At 44.5% G+C, this 19498-nt stretch carries 13 protein-coding genes; 7 read left to right on the top strand and 6 right to left on the bottom strand.

What is annotated here, in order from left to right:
• Window positions 1–2 precede the first annotated feature (2 nt).
• From FGL37_RS05845 to FGL37_RS05835, 3 genes are all read left to right on the top strand, one after another.
• Window positions 3–1733, top strand: a complete 1731-nt coding sequence (locus FGL37_RS05845) for a RagB/SusD family nutrient uptake outer membrane protein (protein WP_028070804.1) — start codon at window positions 3–5, stop codon at window positions 1731–1733.
• Window positions 1699–3330 (top strand): beta-N-acetylhexosaminidase, encoded by a 1632-nt coding sequence (locus FGL37_RS05840; RefSeq protein WP_028070803.1) that lies wholly within the window; start codon window positions 1699–1701, stop codon window positions 3328–3330. The genes FGL37_RS05845 and FGL37_RS05840 overlap by 35 nt, the downstream gene beginning before the upstream one ends.
• Before the next feature lie 61 nt (window positions 3331–3391).
• Window positions 3392–4897: an alpha-L-fucosidase gene (locus FGL37_RS05835; RefSeq protein WP_028070802.1), complete on the top strand. Its 1506-nt coding sequence runs from the start codon at window positions 3392–3394 to the stop codon at window positions 4895–4897.
• 56 nt (window positions 4898–4953) lie between these two features.
• Here the strand turns inward: FGL37_RS05835 and FGL37_RS05830 are convergent, their stop codons facing one another.
• The 6 genes from FGL37_RS05830 to FGL37_RS05805 form a co-directional block, all read right to left on the bottom strand.
• On the bottom strand, window positions 4954–5598 hold the full coding sequence (locus tag FGL37_RS05830; protein ID WP_037533774.1) for an HAD family hydrolase: 645 nt from the start codon (window positions 5596–5598) through the stop codon (window positions 4954–4956).
• 172 nt (window positions 5599–5770) lie between these two features.
• A complete protein-coding gene (locus FGL37_RS05825) occupies window positions 5771–6796 on the bottom strand; it encodes an endonuclease/exonuclease/phosphatase family protein (RefSeq protein ID WP_028070800.1) in 1026 nt (341 codons plus the stop codon).
• Between the two features lie 7 nt (window positions 6797–6803).
• Window positions 6804–8183, bottom strand: a complete 1380-nt coding sequence (locus FGL37_RS05820) for a DUF5689 domain-containing protein (protein ID WP_028070799.1) — start codon at window positions 8181–8183, stop codon at window positions 6804–6806.
• Window positions 8184–8194: 11 nt separating this feature from the next.
• On the bottom strand, window positions 8195–10912 hold the full coding sequence (locus FGL37_RS05815; protein WP_028070798.1) for a TonB-dependent receptor: 2718 nt from the start codon (window positions 10910–10912) through the stop codon (window positions 8195–8197).
• 90 nt (window positions 10913–11002) lie between these two features.
• A complete protein-coding gene (locus tag FGL37_RS05810) occupies window positions 11003–12436 on the bottom strand; it encodes a fimbrillin family protein (protein WP_028070797.1) in 1434 nt (477 codons plus the stop codon).
• A 37-nt stretch (window positions 12437–12473) separates the two neighbouring features.
• Entirely contained in the window at window positions 12474–14021 is a 1548-nt protein-coding gene (locus FGL37_RS05805) for a DNA/RNA non-specific endonuclease (RefSeq protein ID WP_037533773.1), read from the bottom strand.
• Window positions 14022–14332: 311 nt separating this feature from the next.
• On the opposite strand from FGL37_RS05805, the gene FGL37_RS05800 reads away from it, so the two are divergent.
• From FGL37_RS05800 to FGL37_RS05785, 4 genes are all read left to right on the top strand, one after another.
• Entirely contained in the window at window positions 14333–15463 is a 1131-nt protein-coding gene (locus tag FGL37_RS05800; RefSeq protein ID WP_028070795.1) for a clostripain-related cysteine peptidase, read from the top strand.
• Window positions 15464–15620: 157 nt separating this feature from the next.
• Window positions 15621–16325: a hypothetical protein gene (locus FGL37_RS05795; protein WP_051607071.1), complete on the top strand. Its 705-nt coding sequence runs from the start codon at window positions 15621–15623 to the stop codon at window positions 16323–16325.
• Between the two features lie 85 nt (window positions 16326–16410).
• Window positions 16411–18372: a hypothetical protein gene (locus tag FGL37_RS05790; RefSeq protein ID WP_138096690.1), complete on the top strand. Its 1962-nt coding sequence runs from the start codon at window positions 16411–16413 to the stop codon at window positions 18370–18372.
• Between the two features lie 170 nt (window positions 18373–18542).
• Entirely contained in the window at window positions 18543–19343 is an 801-nt protein-coding gene (locus tag FGL37_RS05785) for a tyrosine-protein phosphatase (RefSeq protein ID WP_232048642.1), read from the top strand.
• The last annotated feature ends 155 nt before the right edge of the window (window positions 19344–19498 follow it).

Below are 19498 nucleotides of genomic sequence, written 5' to 3'. Positions count from 1 at the left end.
ACATGAAAAAGAGATTTATATATATACTTTTATCCTCGATTGCCTTTGCGTCGGTATCCTCATGTAAGATAGATGAAATTCCTGAAACAACGGTCAACGATGTAAATTTTTGGAACACAGTAGCGGATCTGCGCCTTGCTGCCAACTATTTTTATACCACCTTGCCAGGGTTGACACAAAAGGAGGTCAACATGGACAATTGGTCAACCGACGCCTATCCGAACGATAAAGGTGATCCTATTTCGGACGGCTCACGCGTAAGGCCGGCTGAGAGCGACGATTATAATTATTATCATATATTCCAGGCCAATAAACTGATCGAAAAATCAGCAGAAGTACTGGCAAAAGGAGGCGATCCGACTCAGGTGAATTGGTACGTGGGTGAAGCCCGTTTTTTTAGGGCATGGTATTATTTTGAGATGTTAAAACGGTTTGGTGGCGTACCGCTCATAACGAAAACAATGGGTGTCGATGACCCAGATGTCTTTCTGCCACGTGCTTCGAGAGAACAAGTCCTGGAGCTGATCTTTAGTGACCTGGACTTTGCAGCAAGCAGCTTGCGAAATGCAGATGAAGTGAATGCGGCAAAAGAATATGGACGGATTACAAAAACTGCGGCACTGGCGTTTAAGTCCCGGGTTGCACTATTTGAAGGCACCCGGGAGAAGTTTCATCACTATGGGGATGCCAATAAGCACTTAACGATGGCCAAAGAAGCGGCAGAGGCTGTCATGAATTCCCATATGCACGCCTTATTTTCACAGCCTGCAGGGACAGGAGAAACAGGAAACGACGCTTACTTTAATCTGTTCCAGCTCGCTGGAGAGGGGCGGGCGAACAAAGAGAATATCATTGTCAGAGCGTACGGTGTAAATCAGGAAAACAGTGTGGTATCTACCGCGGTACAGCGTTATTATGAGGGAAATTCTGTCGTTCCGACACAAAATTTTGTCGACAACTATCTGATGGTAGATGGGCTTCCTACAGACAAGTCACCTCTGTATCAGGAGCCCAACAGTACGACAACACATGCGGAATATTTCAGGAAACGGGACCCAAGAATGTCTTTTACCTTGTTTAAACGGGGAGATGAATACATCTCTGGCGGAAAGTACACCATTCCTAATCCCAGCAGGCAACGCAGCGGCTTTGGTATCCGTAAATATGCAAATGAGCCGTTCTGGGCAAGACAGGCCTCTTATATCGATAGGCCGGTTTTACGTTACGCAGAAGTGCTCCTGAATTATGCTGAGGCGGTGTATGAACTGCGGGGGGCTATTTCTGATGCTGATTTGGATAAAACAGTTAATCTATTGCGTGCGCGCTTGCCTGAGGTAAATATCGGCACAGATGTTGTGCCGAATTTTGTCCCCATGGCCAAATTGAGCAATGCTTTTGTAGCCAGCAATGGTCTGGATATGCGGCAGGAAATACGCCGGGAGAGACATGTCGAACTCGCGTTCGAAGGATTTGCCTACTGGGACTTATTGCGTTGGAAAACGGCAGAAGTGGAGATGCCCAAAACCTTGTATGGAAGCTACTTATTTTCGGAATATTTAACGGACAAAAACGAGAAATGGGATGCCAAAACTCCTGTAAATGCCAGGAACTATATTATTTTACAAGACGCTTCTTTGAGAACGTTTGATCCCAAAAAAGATTATTTATGGCCAATACCCTCTTCAGAGATCACTAAAAATGATAAAATTACGCAAAACCCAGGTTGGGAATAGGAGAGTCTACCTGCTGTGCATTGCATTTTTGGTGCTGCAATCTGCCCGGGCACAGATACACATTATTCCGCAGCCGCTTCACATAAAGGCTACGGGGAAATCGTTTGTTGTAAAGAAATCCATCGCCGTTTGGACAGATCCTCAATTTGCTTCATCACTGCAGTATTTCCGCCGGCTTATATTAAGTAAATATGGTGTGACGAGTTATGGCAGCGCTGATGCGAAAGCGGCAGAGCTCTATCTGGCGAAAGACGGAAATATCGGTAAAGAGGGGTATAGAATCTCGATGACCGAAGCTGCAATAAAAATATATGCTTCTGAGAGTTCAGGTGTCATCAATGCCTTGTCGAGTGTGGATCAATTACTAGCGGGAGCCGAAAGTATGGACGCGGGGTTCGTATTACCAGCTTTGGAAATTGAAGATAAACCACGGTTTTCTTGGCGTGGGTTTATGCTTGACGAATCCAGACATTTTTTTGGTAAGGAGAAAGTAAAGTCGCTGTTGGACTGGATGGCTTTTTATAAGCTGAACAAATTTCATTGGCATCTGACCGATGAACCTGCATGGCGGCTGACTATACAGCGATACCCTTGGCTAACACAAATAGGCGGGATTGGCAATTATCTTGATCCGTATGCCGCACCACAGTATTATAGTCAGGCAGATATCAGCGAAATTATCAGTTATGCAGCTGAGCGCAATATCGAAGTTGTTCCAGAAATAGATATGCCCGGTCATGCGACAGCCGCTAATCGGGCTTATCCCTTCTTGTCAGGCGGCGGCAATGATAAACATCCGGACTTTACTTTTCATCCGGCCAAGAATTCAACCTATTCCTTTTTGACAAATGTTTTAAGGGAGGTAAAATCGCTATTTCCTTCCGATTATGTTCATTTAGGTGGCGATGAGGTGGCCTTTGGCAGTGATGCCTGGAACAGCGATAGTAAGGTTCAGGAACTTAAAAGAAGTGCTGGACTAAAAACCAATAAGGCGGTAGAAGAATATTTTATACGTCGTATGGCCGATTCGGTAGCTGAGATGAACGGAAAAATCATTGTTTGGGATGAGATGGCCGATGCCGGTCTTTCGGCAGATCGCACGATCATGATGTGGTGGCGTCATGATAAACCCGAACAGCTGAACAAAGTATTGAGTAAGGGATATCAGACCCTGTTGACTCCCAGACTTCCGATGTATTTTGATTTTGTGCAGCAGGAAAATCACAGGTATGGCCGGAAGTGGGGAAAAGCTTTTAACCCTTTATTGGATGTCTACAATTTTGCGGGTGACGAACTGGATAGTCTCGGAGCAAAGAAAGGACAGATTCTGGGTATTCAGGCCAATCTTTGGACGGAGACTGTAACGAATACCAACCGGCTGGACTATCTGGTATTTCCAAGAATCGCTGCACTGGCTGAAGCGGCCTGGACGCCGGGCGGGAAGCGTAATTTTGAACAATTTTCAACGACGTTGAAAAAGCACCTGCTGCTGTACCGCGACCAGGGCCTATATTACTTTGATCCGTTTAAAGACGGTAATCCGGAGCCAGCGGTAATTAGAAAATCGCAAAAACAGTATATAGATCATCCAAATTAAACGATTTTTCAGGAATGTCTGATTTACACATAGATGTGCTTTCAGTTATTAAAATAGATAAATGAGATACAACAAATTGATCACCGCTTTACTTTTAGGGGCTGTATTTACCCATATACCTGCAGCTTATTCTCAATGGACGGGGCCCCGTAAAAAAGTCGAAAAAAGAATTGACCTAAAATACGGACCATTGACACCGGCACATCGTAAAGACGAGGCGATGGAGCGGTTCCGCAATTATGGCTTCGGACAATTTATCCATTGGGGGCTATATGCTATACCGGGGAATGAATGGAATGGGGTAAGTGCACGGAAAGGAGCCGCAGCTTCGGAGTGGATACGTACCTGGAGCGGGCCAACGGCTCCAAAAAATTGGAAAAATATCTATGATCAATTGTACAAGCAATTTAATCCCAAGGGATTCGACGCCGGAGTGTGGGCGAGGCAGGCGAAAGAAATGGGGGCCAAATATCTTATTTTCACCACGAAGCATCATGACGGGTTTGCGCTTTGGCCTTCAAAATATACGGATTATACCGTTCAAAAAAGTCCTTATAAACAGGATATCGTGAAGCAGGTTGTAGATGCCTATACCGCAGAAGGAATTGATGTGTTTTTGTATTTTTCGATTATGGAATGGAATAATTCCAACTATATGGCCAAGGCACCGTCCACGGCCGGAGAAAAAGCGAAGTTTGCTAAGTTTTTGGCCTATACGCGCAATCAATTACTGGAGCTTCTTGAAAACTATCCGCAAATAAAAGGCTTCTGGTTCGATGGTACCTGGGACCAGTCATGGATTCAGGCCTATGATTTTACCTATAAACTGGAAAAGGAGCTCCGCGATAAACATCCCGGATTAATTATCGGCAGCCGTTTCAGGAATGACGAATATGGCAAACGCCATTTTGACTCCAACGGTGATATGTTGGGCGATTATGAGCAGGGCTGGGAACGGAAAATGCCTAAGGAGTTTGAATGGCTCGAAGGGCGTGACTGGGACTGCGTGATGACTATACCACCCAATGGCTGGGGGTTCATGAAAGATTGGTCCGGTCTTTATACCAAAACTTCGGATGATCTGATCGATATGTTGATGAACTGTGTTTCGATGAACGGGAATTTTGTTCTGAACTTTGGGCCAGACGGAAATGGCCGGATGCATCCCGGAGAAGACAGACTGGCAAAAGAAATTGGCGACTGGATAAAGGTCAATGGGGAGGCTGTATACGGTGTTCGACATGCTGGTCTTGCTCCATCAAGGCTGGGATACTTTACACGAAAAGAGGATAACTTATATCTGACGGTGTTTAACCGGCCTGTCAATAATATTGTGCGTATTGCTGTGCCTAAGACTGCCGCAGAGGTACCCGTCGCGGCAAAGTTGCTGCAAAATGGCCAATCTCTGGAGTTGAAACATGTGGACATGGGATTGGATCTTGACAAAAATACGTATTATGATATTGTCCTACCGGAAGTGTATGTTTCAAGTAAGCCCTTTGTCCTGAAAATGCAATTGGGTAGCCCAAAAACACAAAGTGAAAAGTTAATGGATGCGAAAATGTAGTGCATCTAAACTGTGAAAGTGGAACTCAAACAAAGCTGGTTTGAGTCCCACTTTCTTTATAGGATGCCAAGCAATTGTTCAGGTTGGTGGATAATATGGTCTGCACCGTGTGTTCTCAGTTCGTCTTCGTCCCGGAAACCCCAGGTCACACCAATCGCAGTTACCCCAGCGTTTTTCGCGGTGTCCATGTCCACAGAAGAATCCCCTACATAATAACAGTCTTTTTTAGCTACTTGCAATGCATCTAAGGTATCAAGCACAATGTCCGGATCAGGCTTGGCCGGCCGGCCTGTTCGATGCCCCAAGATCAGGTCAAAAGGGATGTCCGGAAAGTATTGTGTCATCAAAGGAATGACAGCCTCATGATACTTGTTGGATGCTACAGAGATCAGATAGCCCAGTGATTTTAGCTGTTCGAGTAAAGAAACAATACCGGGGTAAGGCTGTGTATGCGTTACGGCTTTTTGTTCATACTGACGTTTAAAGGCGCTTAATAGGACTGATATTGTACTTTCTGAGCGGGCCTCTTCGGGTAGTGCGCGTTCGATAAGTTTCTGTACACCATTGCCTACAAATTTTTTATAGGCAGCAAGCTCATGGATTGGGTAGCCGTACTCTTGCAGGACTGCATTGCAGCTGTCGCCAAGGTCCCGGAGGGTGTCGAGCAATGTCCCGTCCAGATCAAATATGATTAACTTCATGAAGCTAATCTAGTGAAAAACGTTGATTGATTTATGGCATTATATGCGGATTGTCCGGTGTTTTTTGCAATGGCCCTGCGCTTTTTGCATGACGTGGGGTAAACTAAAGCCGGAACTCTTCGAGATTGAGTTCCGGCCATCTTTAATGTTGCACAACCTGGTTGATTGTATATTATTTTACCAGATAGATTAATGTCGGAAAGTGGTCCGAGAATCCGTTGATAAAAACGCCTCCCGAGAAGGTTCGGTGTGGATAACCTTTGTTCCGGCCCTCCTGCTGCACGAGGAAATCTCTATTGAAAATTTCGGCTTTGGCAAATCGGAGGCCTTTGTTTTTATTTTCTAAAAGCGGCTTTGAGATAATAATCTGATCAAAAAGATTCCATTGTCCCTGATAACCCAGTGAGCCAATACCTCGGTCGTAGAATTTCCACATTGTATTGAATAATCCCTGAGTAGGGACATCTTGTGGATTTTTCTTTGCCTCCAAAACTTCCTTTACACTTTTGTTGTTGGGATCATCGTTTAAATCACCCATGATGATAATCTTGGCTTCAGGATTTTCGCGGTATAGCGAGTCGCAGATGCCCTTGGTAATTGTGGCTGCAAATTCCCGTAGTTCTGAGGATTTGTTGCCATAACGTGAGGGCCAGTGGTTGACGATGATGTGTAGGGTGTCGCCGGCGACAGTCCCCGACACCAGCAACTGGTCCCTTGTTTTGAAATTGGGGTTGTCGGGCAGTACAAATGGATATACCCGATCGTGGAAAGGGGTGAAGAAGGCTGGATTGTACAGAAATCCCACATCCACACCGCGGCGGTCCGGAGAATCGTGATGTATAATCTGTAGGTCTAAACCGCCGAGCTGTGGATCTCGGGCCAGATCTTCAAGGACCCTGCGGTTTTCGATCTCCGCTACTCCAAGAGCGATAGGTCCCAGACTCGAAACAGGTGAGCCAATTGCACGGATTGCCCGTGCCATATTTTTTATTTTCTGCCGATATTTTGTTTCTGTCCATGTGTTGGCTCCCGTTGGAGTAAACTCATCGTCATTGATGGTGGAGTCCTTTATGGGATCATATAAGTTCTCCAGATTATAAAATGCGATGGGGTATACCCTGCGGTTGCTCTGTGCAGTACACAGCTGCATCCCAGATAAAACAAGACACAAAATATAGCCGATCTGTCTGTAGTTCATGTATAGTTTATTTAGTAACAATAATGGTGTTGTCTGACCCGTTTCCGGCCTTTGCGCCCTGGATCTTAATATTGTCGAGTCTGAAGCCGTAAGCATTTTCGGATCCGGTCATCGTGAACTCCACGGTACTTGTCGCAGCCGCAGCAATATTCGGAATGCTGATGGTATAGTATTTATTTCGTTCATCTGTTGAGCTGATGGTGACAGGCGTACTCGGGACTGTGTAGCTTGTTCCATTTATTTTTACTTTCATGGCATTTAGATTCGTTGTTTCTCCAACATTATAGATATTGGGGACTAGCTGGTAACTCAATGTAAGGCCAGTTTTGTTGTCAGTCTGTATTCCAGAGATCTTTAAGGTAACATCTTTGTTGGCTGGAAACCATACGGAAGCGCTGATGCCACTTGCGGTACGGATGTCGGCTACACCACTTTCTTCTGTGTAGAGTACAGGCGACTTCATATCGAAATCGGTAAAATCTGCAATTTTTGGCCGGTTGCCACTTGGGTAAGTCCCGTCGCCAAAAGTTTCACTAAAGAGCACATCATCCGCTCCGGGATCGGTTGGTGAGGTTCCGGCGTCGGTGCCATCAAAGTCGATAACGTCGGTTTTGTCCCTTAAAAACAGCTGCCAGCCGCCATTGAAACGGCCTAATATGCCGATCAATGTTCCTTTGCCTTTGGGCAGGATCTCTTTGGCAAAGCTTGAATAGTTGCTGTTACGGACGTCTAATGTTTTACCATTGGGGTCTTTCACGACTTCGGTGACAGTCGCATCGCCACCTGCAAAAGCGTTGACCCCGCCGTTTGTAAAACGCACATTTTTGATAACAACCAATTTATTGACCATAGAAGCATCCAATTTGGAAAGGTCAATTTCCAGGGGCATGAGGTTGGCGGTGTTGGGCCATCCGCTTACTTTGCAGTGCTCTTTGAAGATCTCCCATGCAATGCGGTTGGCGTTGGTGCCACTGAAGCCGATCTGCAGTTCGCCCCCATATTTTACCATAGAAAGACCTTTTAGGCTGACGTAGACCTCCTGACCTGCACGAAATGTCGTATAAATACTGTTTTGGTCAATCCCCATGTTGATGGCAGCGGTCTGATCCTGAATATATAACTGTTTATAGATATTACCGGAGATGTCATTACCGGTCACCATCGCTTTGATAACCAGGTCCTCATCAATGACCTTCGGTTCGGAGATGTTGGCATATTTCTCTTTTAAAGCGGCGATGGTTGTGTTGGCGCCGGGGCCATTATAGGCAGGCTCGGTGAGCAGGGGCGCTTCATGTTCACGCTTACAGGCGCCTGCAAGTAAGATAAGTCCGATGCAGAGGAGTGATAGCATGGACGTATAGACAATTTGTATATTTTTTTTGTTCATCGTTATTGAGATTAAAATCTATAAGATACATTGAAAAAACAGTTGATTCCCTGCATGTAGTAATATTTGGATGCAAACTTATTCGGTGCCGTAATATCCAGACGCGCATTTTCGAAACCGCCTGTCCGGATATTTTTGTTGTTTAATAAGTTGTTAACTGCCAGATTGAAATTCATTGATTTCCGGTTTTTCAGGTAGAGTATTTTACCGATAGACACATCGACAGTGGTACTGTTTTTTAATTTCTCCTGTTGTGTTAAGCTATGATACGCATCGTTTTGTTCAGGATCATACGGATTGATGGATGTATAGTTAGATGCCAGTTGGCGAAGTGGTGCTTTTGCCAGATACATATCTCCGGCATAATTTACATTGGCGCCGAAGAACCAGTAATCGACAAAATAACGAAGACCCAATGTTCCGGCCGTCTGCGGCATTCCACCCACATAATAATTGTTGAGGTATACCATTTCGCGTTCATTGTTGATCAGCCCATTCTCTGAGTTCTGTGCGCCCATTGGATTATTGCTGTAATAATATTCTGCCTTCGTAGCTGCAAGATCAATACTCCAGTTGTTGTCCACTTTATACGTCATTCCCAGTTCCACGCCCCGGTTTATCTGATTCATGTCTTTTAGACCGTGATTGATAAAGGTACGGGCAGCATCGTTGTAATAGCTTTGTCGGCTGATCAGGTCGGTAAAGTTGGTCTGAAAAGCGGATATCCTCCCGTTTATTTTCGGTAGTGAGAAGATGTAACTGATATCTGTCGAGAATATTTTCGCACTTTTGAGATCTTCAAAGGTAAAATCGCTTACCCTGGGAGAGATGTATGCATCATTTGCCAAAGGCGCTTTGGTCTGATAGCTGATTTTGGCGTTCACCAGGTGGCGGCCGTTGAATTTGTAGGTTAAGCCACCTTTGAAGGCATAATCAACAAAATGATGCTCCTGACCTTTTCCGTAAGAGTTGGTGGGAAAGCGTCCGTTCTTCATATACCCAATCCGTTGGAAACTACTGTACGAAAGCTGTGTGGCGTAGAAAAAATCAATGTTGGAATAACTGTACTCATTTTGTAGCCAGGCGTTCGCAGACTTGATATTGATATTGTAGCGGTATCCAAAGGTGTCGCCGTTATGTGCTTTAAAGTTGGGGTTCAGTAGGTCATTTTGGCTTTGAACAGTATTCTGTCCAAAATCGCGTTCTGAAAATTTGTCAATATCAAGCACATATTCGGCACCTAATAAATCATCCACAGTTTTATATTGTTGAGATTGAGATCCTTTGGCACCGATACCCAAAGTCAGTTTGGAATGTTCATTGATGGTCTTGTTGAGCGTGGAGTTGAAACTGCTTTCCAGAAGATCACTGTGACGTTTTTCAAGCATGTAGATGGCTGCACCGTCGTTGAGCTTGTTCTCGAGTTTATTAACCAGATACAAGTTGTCCCAATCCACCTGGGATATTCTGGCAGACTGCCAGAGTGCTGTATACTGCTGTTTGGTGATGGAATCCGTAAAATAGCTGGGCAGGTTGCGGTAATAATCTGGTCTGGGGTCAGGTCCGTTGTACCAGTTTAGGGCCGTACTGGCATACTTTCCATAGTGCAGTGATATTCCCGTTGTCAGCTTGGTATTAGGATCTATTTTCCAGATATGGGAGAGGACTGCAGTGGGGTCATAGGCTGTCACAACGCGTGAATTCCGGATTTTTCCGTCTTGATATCCCCAGTTGGGATTGTATAGGTTGTTGTCAAGCAGGTCGTAGGCTTCCTGGAATGATCCAGATTGTTGACCCCGTTTCACCGGCGAGCCAAAAGTGACCAGAGACAAACTATGCTGGCCTTGCCTGAACTGTTTCTCAATCGATAGCGCATAGGAAAAGTTGTTGTAAAACGTTCCCTGGATATTGCCTTTGTCAGCGTAGCGGCCACCGATAAGACCTGTAAAGGCCCAGCCATTGTCCAGTAGTCCTGTTGAATAGCTGAACATCCCGCGGCTGTAGTAGTTGCGGTTGGTATAAGTTGCTGTCGCTTTTGTGCCCTTGGCAAATGTACTGGCCCGCATGTTGATATTTTCAGAGCCGCCGATGGAACCGAACGTGAAGGTGGATGCATCCATAGCATTGTTCTCATCCCCATTCCTGGTCAGATCGTTGATGGCTCCAATGGATGCATAATTGAACACGCCCCGGAGCTGATCATTAAAATGTACGCCATTGATATATTTCTGCTCGTACCTATTATTATATCCCCGCACCCGAAATCGGAATGGAGATAGCTGATAGCCGATTTTGTTAATATATACGTCATTGGACAGGATGATCTTGGCCGCTATATTTTGATCGAAAGACTCATTGTCATCGTCCAGCAGGTCATCTGCCGCCATGCCCAGCAGGACCGTATTATCATTGTCATTGCTCGGAAGCACAAAGATATCTTCCATATCGAGCAGTCCTGATGCAGGAATCTGAATGGTGATTTTGGTCTCCTGAATATTACCGCCGGTGATGAGAATAGTTTCTGCTCCGGGTTTTAATTTGGGCAGATTAAAATTACCTTTCGAATTGGTGACGACTGATTTCTGATTTTTTTCGAAAACCAGTCTTACGTTAGAAAACGGTTCTTTGCTCACCTGATTGCGGACAATACCCTGTACATTGGCCTGCTGGGCGAAGATAGGTGTACTGGCAGCAGATAAGAGTGCAAATAGTATGTATTTTTTATACATATCCTGGGGTTAAATAGTGAGTTGTGTTAAGATAGCAAATGCAACACACGGTCAGTGTGTTGCATTGAATATGCTTGTGTTGTTGTATGTTTATTTTTGACCGGTCAAAGCCAGGTCATCCAGTCGTATACCAACGGTATTTGCTGTTCCAGCCACCGCTATTGAAATTGTGGAGTTTGCGGGAATGCTTGTTTCCGATGATAAATCGATTTCCAATGGATATTTGGTATTTGTTTTATAACCGTTTTCGTCAGAGAAGACCGTAGCAGCTGGAGAATAGCTTTTACCATTAAAGGTGACGACAATATTTTTGGCATCAAATGCCGAAGCCGCGCTATTGCTGTTTACGCCCAGGACGAATTTAAATTTCAACTTGGTTGCTCCTGTTGTATTGATGTCAGATACGGTGAATTTCGCATCCGCATTAGCAGGTACCCAAACATTGTTATCATTAAAGCCTGTGTAGCGAATAGATAATTTTCCGGCATCCAATGTGTATTTAACAGCGGTGTTGGACCAGCCGGTAAATTTGTCGAAATCGGTATTGGAGGCGACTTTTTCCGTCCCGAATCCTTCTTCATACAACGTCTGTTCGACTGGGTCAGTACCACCACCATTGTCCTCATCTTTGCCGATCGTATAAGATCCGGACGGTATGTCGGTCCAGTCGGTGATATTTCCTGAGGCAACTACCGCTGTATTGTTGCCTGCTTCTTCCTGTAACGTGATATTGTACGTGTATTTTTTACCAGCCTCATAGCTAGTTGTCGATGGTAAAGTCCAGGTGTAGGTCTCACTACCGATCTTAAATTCAACTTTTGCATTCGTCACATTTGCCACTGGGAGTAAAATGGCTTCTGCCATAGTGCTCGAGGCCGCAGCAACCGTTTTTGCACTGATCGCGGCAGGGTTGCCGGCAGCAGTCAAGGTGCCTGTAGCCAGGTCGAAGCTGGCTGTGGTATTAAAACCGTTGTAGGTTACGGTTAAACCAGTTAATGTGCTTACGCCTTTTCCGGCGGTAACGGTTAAGTTAACCTTACTGAGCTTATGGCTAAATTGTAGTTGAGCATCAGGATTGTTTTTATTGACACCGGCCACATTGTTTGCATACAACAGGTCAATCTTATTCTGTTGTGTCTGGTCGCTTATATCGACAGGGTAGATGCCGTTGCTGATTGTTGATTGATATGGATAGTAAGCAATAAAGTCTACACTGGACCCATCTGAGGGGTAGAGAATTTCCTCAGTTGCGCTGCCTGCGCTGAAGTTGCCATCACCATTGGTGGTGACATATTGTTTGTTGCCGGCCAGTACATTGCTCAGCCCGCTGCCGGCTTTCATGAAGACACCGATCGCGTCATTGGCTTCCCATTTGTCTCCGGCTGCCTTTGTGCTCACCTGATTGGAAATTGTGGAAGAAAAAGTTACTGCTTTGGTGATGTCCTGTTCCGGAAGAGGTGCCTTCTGGCAGGCGCTTGTAACGGCTGCGGCCGTAGCCAGGAATAAAAGTTGGTTTACTTTCATAATTAAAATGAATTGATATGACTAAATCGTTTATTAATTATTTCCAGATGGAGGTATTGATATTTCCTTTTTGCATGCTGTCGAGATCGGGGAAGAACGTAAATCCGGTTGCTTTTTCAAGATCACTTACAGATAGTCTGTAAGCATCGAATGTAACTCCGGATGGCGGTGTTACGTTATCTATTTTGTAAGCGATGGTGTAATATTCCGTCCCTTTTTTCATGGCCAGGGCTTTGAAGTAATACTTCGGTATGGCAATGTCTTTTCCATCATTGTCCCGGGCATAGTCAAGCGCGCTGCTGGTCGCTGTGGTAGGCATGGCCCCTGTTACAACATACATGGTATCACATTGCGCTGTCCAGGTCCTGATCTTCGTTTCCAGGTTTGCCCAAATTCCCTGGTTGAGGCGTGAGGCTTGCGCCGTCATGTTCGTGAAATAGAAAGTCGTTCTATTTTGCGAAATAGTGAGATTACGGTCCGCACTTGGGATCTGATGCCCGCGGTCATACCCTGAGGGCTGGAAACCTTTAAACAAAGTCGGTTGAAAAGCCGTTGATATACTCGGGTCGTACTGCCAGTCGTCTGTACGGTTGCCCGAACCCAGGATGCTGCTATACAGCGGATAGGCGACCCAATACGCCATCTTTAATTTTTTGTCATATAGCATGGCATAATTGCGTGTCGTATTTGCTTCAGGCATAAAATGCTGTATAAAAACTTCGTCGTTCGTCAAACTGTTCATTTTTGGAATTTCCAAGTAGGCCTGAGAATTACCTATTCCCCCACTCGGCTTTCCATTGTCAATTGTAATCGCAAAGCTATACCGGTTTCCGGCGGCCAAGTCTTTTAAAGCTTGGTTTTGAGGCACCGTCCAAGTGTAGCTATCGCCATTTGGGGCGACAAACTTAATTGCTTTACCCGAGATGTCTTCTCCGGGAAGAAGGATAAATTCTACTTTAGCGGTATTGTTGGTCCCAGCGGTTACCTTTGCGGTGACCTCCTTTTTTGATTCCTGGTTGACTGACAGCTTTCCTGTGGTTAGGTCAAATCCGGCTGAAGTGTTTACTGCCGGCATTTTCACAGTAATCTGATTCGCTTCTAAAGCCGATGTATTGGTGACCGAAAGGCTGATGCTGATCTTGCTGAGTTGCCGTACGAAGGTCAAGGGTATGGTCGTGTTGTTTTTACCGATGTTCTTTGCATTGGCAGCATACATAAAGTCCAATGTTTCTGGTTTGGACTGATCACTTAAATCGATTGGATATAAAAAATCCGTTAACGGCTTATACGGATAGTATGCGATGAAATCCACGGAAATATCAGGCATAAAAACTGGAGTTGCACTGGTGAATGTGCTGCCATTGAAGGAGAATAAACGGTTGTTGGTCTGATCAACGATGGATGAGGAGCTCAGGGGCTGGCCGGACCTGAACATATACACAGCGATCTGATCGTTTTTATCCCATGTTGTTCCTGTGGCTTTGGTATTGATCTGGCCGACAATCGTAGGTGTGAATTGTATTGCGGATTGCCCGACGCCGACTTCTTTTTTTTGGCACGAATTGAATGTAAGCAAAGCAATCATAAAAAAAGCTATTCGACACACATGATGTTGTGGAATAGTTATGATCTTATAAATCATGTTGACAGTTAGTGTTTGTTAATAATGTAAAGGCAAAAATACTTAAGTTGGGTTAAATAAATGTGAAGATTCTGTGTTCTTTTACACGAATACCGCACTAAATAACGTATGTGTTTGATTTTAAGGGGTGTTTTCTCGGTAAAATATTTCTAATTTTTCGAAAACGGTGAAAATTAACCCCAATTTATAGGCAGTTACAGATTATATTGCATATAAAAGTGAATTTATTTAGGTTTGTTAGCAAATTAACTTTTATGAATGCCCGATATTTTCGATTTTTTTTAGTTCTGTTGTTTCCGCTTATTTTTCTCTTTAATAGTTGCGGCGACAAGGAAGACGTTGTAAGCGAAGGGGGGAACCGTGCTGTTTTGGTTTATATTGGTGCGAATAATAATCTCGTTGCGGATGCTTATCGTAGTATCAACGCGATGGAGGAAGGTATGCTCGGGCTCCGTTCGGACGTGTACGTCTACGCCCAGCTGGCTGGCGTATCTCCCAAGATTTATAAGATAGTGGGCGATGGTAGCCCTGAGATAAAAAGTACCGTTATTAAATCCTATGGGGATCAGGACTCCGCAGACCCGGCTGTGATGAAACAGATTCTCCAGGATATGCAGCGGTACGCAGGTAAGCGTCCTTTGGGCCTTGTCCTGTGGTCCCATGCAACAAATTGGCTGCCGAACACCAATATAAAATTGATGTCGTTTAACGATGATAGGGGGAATAAAACCGAACTGAAAGACCTGGAGGCGATTATCCCTGCCGGACTTGACTTTCTAATGTTCGACGCTTGCTCGATGGCGAGTGTGGAGGTGCTGTATCAGCTTCGGGACAAAGCGAAATATACGATCGCTTCACCCGCGGAAGTTTTGTCGACCAGTATGCCCTACCATCTGGTCCTGCGACATCTGCTCGATACCGATCTGGAACGGGGCATGAAATCCACGGCTGAAGCCTATTTTAATTTTTATAACCAGCTTAATGGATTATATCGCTCGGCAACGATTTCGGTTGTCAATAATCAACATTGGGCAGCGCTAGCGGATGAGGTGCATACTGCATTGACGATATCACCGGTTTCTACCCTCTATAGGGACAATTTGCAACGGCTGGATTTTGATGAGAAGTCGCTGTCAGCGGGCTTTGATTTTCTTGATTTTGTAGATCAGCATATGTCGCCGTCCGAGAGCATGGGGATTAAAAATGCTGTGTCCAGACTGCTTGTCTATAAAGCACATACTCCGGCTTTCCTGGGTAAACCTATTTTGAAATTTTCGGGTTTATCCTGTTATGTACCCAGTGAAATGAATAAATGGGTACATCCTTACTACAATTCCCTCCAGTGGGCCAAAGATAGCGGGTTTAGTTCGTTTGTAAAGGAATGACCACGGTGGCCTGCGGGCTTCAGAATTTTCCCTGAAATCAGCTAGAAAAATACATTTTCGCTTTTAATAAATTTGTTGAATAAAAAATAGCACAATCTTTGCTTGTCTTGCGGGACATATATTGATTTGACAGATTATTGATCGTTACCACATTATAATGGCAAAAATATTTAAAGCGAAAAGTATATGGGGCAGATGTTATGTGATTATCTGCGCGCTGCTTCTGACGGTGTCTTTATCCAGCTGTTTTGACTTTGTCGAACAGATCGATTTAAAATCCAATGGCTCAGGACATATTGCAGCTACATTGAATTTAAGTAAAAGCAAAACGAAAGTAGCCTCCCTGATGAAGATGAAGAGTATAAAGGGGATAAGGATACCTTCACAGACTGAAATAGAAAAGGAGATCAAAGCAGCCGTCGATCTTCTGAAACAGACCAAAGGAATTACCAATGTGAAATATCAGACTGATTTTTCCAACTACATCGTTAATATCTCCTGCGATTTTAGTCAGATAGAATCACTCAACGCCTTTTCGGATATTTTGGCCAACCGGTTTAAGACGAAGATCTCAAACGTCAACAGATATTATTATGATGCGCAGAACCGTGTTTTTGAACGCAAGTTTGTGACATCTGGGCAATGGAAAACAAAATTCAGCCAGTTGGGTAGCGATAATACCGCACAGTTTGCCGACGCATTTTACACACAGATTGTCCGTTTCGACAGGGGGATCATGACACAGGCCAATGCCAAAGCAAAAGTTGCGGGCAACAAGAAGGGCGTGCTTGTGAAATTGCCGTTCACGGACCTGGTATATGGCAAATCTACTTTAGCAAATAAAATTACCTTAACAAAATAGCGGATGTGAAACCTATAGGTAAGTCATAGCGACCTCGACGGTCTTGATTTACATGGATTCATTAGTGATAAAAAACAACAAACAGATGAAATTGAAATTTTTATTAACGGGATTGGCGTGCTTATCGTTCATGGGCGGGGTGAAATCGCAGGATTTGATCAAGCAGATACCCGCAGATGCTGGCCTTATGGCTGCATTCAATATAAAGGAGATTGTCCAGAAGGCCAACGCGGATAAGTTGAATCAGCTGCTTCAGAAAGCGGGTCTTTTCAAACAAATTGAAAAATCCGGTGCGACAGTAGGGCAGGATATCAAGAATTTAGGCATCGACTTATCGCAAAATGCGTATTTCTATACGCGAAACACAGACAGTGTGGATTTTTACGAATTCATATTCCCTCTGGCTGATAAAACACAGTTCGAAAAGTTGCTGCTTGATGCCGGGGAACCTCGTCCGTTTGCCAACGGATACACCCGCGTAGGCATGAAGCCGGGCAGTATGCTGATCTATAATGACCGGATCGCCCGTTTTATTTCGGCTTCCGTAGAAAGCACATTTTTTGAGAATGATTCTGTTGCAAGCCGTTATGGCATAAAGAAAGTTACTTATATGCCTCCGGCTGCGGATTATGGTGAAGTAGACTCAGCGGCGGTCCTGGTAGATTCTACGGCGGTGATTATAGAAGAAGGTGAAAAGATGCTGGAGGTGCCTACGCCGCCAGTACTGGAAAGCGCGGAGCCTGATACGATCGTGACCGATATTGAAGAGATGGCAGCTGATGCTGCTGCTGAAGCGGTGGAAATGCATGATCCGGCTTATTATGACTCGCTTTACACCGATTACGAAGATCAAAACCGAAGAAATGACTCCATCCGGAATGCGTTGCGTGATGAATGGCTGGAGGCCGAGGCAACGCGTCTGTTGTCTGGGACTTTCACACCATTGTCCATGGCTGATCAGCACAAGGTGGTAAAAGATCTGGGCTTGATCCGCTTATATGTGCCGCGTGTGGAAGAGCTTTATCGCGGGCTTCTGTCGTATAAAACTATTCCTTATCTATATATGGGTGTTGATATGGAAAAATTCAGGACTGGATATCAGGATGGGGTACTGGATTTGCTACAGGACGGAAATGTCCTGAAATTACGGGGCTCCATTGGTTTGGACCGTGAACTCGCGGAAATGTGCAAACGTCTATATGCTCAGAAGCCGAATCGCAGGTTCAGCAAGTATCTGACCGACAAAACCCTTGGCTTCTTCAATTTCAATATGAATTCAGAAGCCTATCTGCGTGAAATGCCGACCTATGCGGCCAAATATTATGGCGGACTGCTCGGTGCGAAAAAAGACATCGTGGAGTGGGGAATGCTGGCGCTGCAGATTGCACTGGACGAAAAAGCAATTGCACAGGTGATGCCCGGCGATCATCTTGTTGTGGTCAACGGGCTGCGCAAATTTAGAAGAGAATATATCGACTATAGCTACGATGAGGATTACAATGCAACGGAAGTAAAAAAGACAAAAGAGGAAACGCTTCCGGTCTTTATCTGGATGTTTACCTCCAAAGATCAACGGTTGTTTAAAAGAGGGCTGGATATGGCCGTTACCAAATCCATTGGCCGGATAGAGGATGGCATCTATGCTTTTGCAGCCAAAAAAGCCGTAGATTTTCCGATGTATGTGCTTTTAAAAGATGATTTGGTGATGGTGAGTAATGACTCGTTATCCCTACATGATATCCATCACAACAAGATGGCTGCGGTCCCGAATAAAGAGTTTATCAAACTGATGAAACAAAATAAGATGGCAGCAGCGTTCGATCTGCAGAAGCTGCCGGCGATGTTGAAGGAAATGGGCGTGAACCCGGGACGACAGCTGCAACAGACCATGGAGCAACTAAATCAGTATGGCAGCACGGCAATAACGTCAAAAGGTATTGTGGCCAATCGAATGGAGGCAGAAATGTCAACGAAATTGCCACAGACGAAGGATGGAGCCATAAGTTATCTGATTGACCAGATCCTGCTGGAAATCGGTAGAAATTAAAATAACATGCTGCATCAAACAGATTAAAGATTGATTTTGTTTGATGCAATGTTTGTAATATTATGGTTATATTTTTGTTATGTTAATGCAATATTAAGTTTGTGTGTAGCATTTATGTTATTTTTGGAGTTTAATAGGTTAAAATAATATAGTAAATAACGATTTATGATATGGGGATATTTTCAAAACTGTTTGGAAACAAAACTCAAGACTCGAAAATAAAGGTTGTGGGTAAGCTAGCTTTCCTGGAAGTTGATATGCATAACCATATTCTTCCGGGCATAGATGATGGATGTCAATCTGTCGAGCAGTCCATTGACCTGCTGAAAGGCTTGGGAAGGATGGGCTTTGAAAAATTTATTTGTACACCACATATTATGGAGGGTGTTCACCCCAATTCAATTCGTACCATTGAAGCTGCAAAAGATCAATTGGTGAAAGGCACGAAAGATCTGCCCAATTCGCCTGAAATATTTCATGCTGCTGAGCACATGATCGATGATGGGATTGCGAGGTTGATTGATTCGAACGAACTTTGTGTTATGCCGGGTGGCTACGTGCTGATCGAGATGTCTTACCTACAGGAGTCAAAGGCCTTGTTCAAGACTATTCTGGACATTCAGAACTTGGGCTATCAGCCCATATTGGCCCATCCCGAACGCTACAATTATTACCATTATAATTTTAACATGTATAAGCAGATAAAAGATGCTGGCTGTATGCTGCAGCTGAATCTGCTTTCTATCAGTAGGTATTATGGTGTTGAAGTGAAATCTGCTGCGCTGACGATGATCAAGTCGGGTATGTATGATTTTGTCGGTACAGATGCTCATCACAGCCGGCACTTGGCCGCACTGGAAGATGTGGTGGCTAAATATCCCGTGCGAGATCTGCTCAAGACCTGTACGATTCTCAACCCTACGCTCCAGGATCATCTAGGTAATACCAACAACGTAATAGCGGCGGGTTAAAGATCATAAATATGGAATCAACAAAAAAAGATGCCTGAATGGGCATCTTTTTTTTGTTGATGGTGATTTCGCTATGAAGTAGTATGCGGATCTCTCTGATTGCATAAAATTGCATTATTTTTCGCAGCTGTTTGTGCCCCGTCATCATGGATATT

Origin of the sequence: Sphingobacterium thalpophilum, assembly GCF_901482695.1 — a bacterium.
GTDB classification, from domain to species: Bacteria; Bacteroidota; Bacteroidia; order Sphingobacteriales; family Sphingobacteriaceae; genus Sphingobacterium; species Sphingobacterium thalpophilum.
Note: the sequence above shows the minus strand (reverse complement) of the source record. Positions and strands in the feature narration are given on the sequence as shown.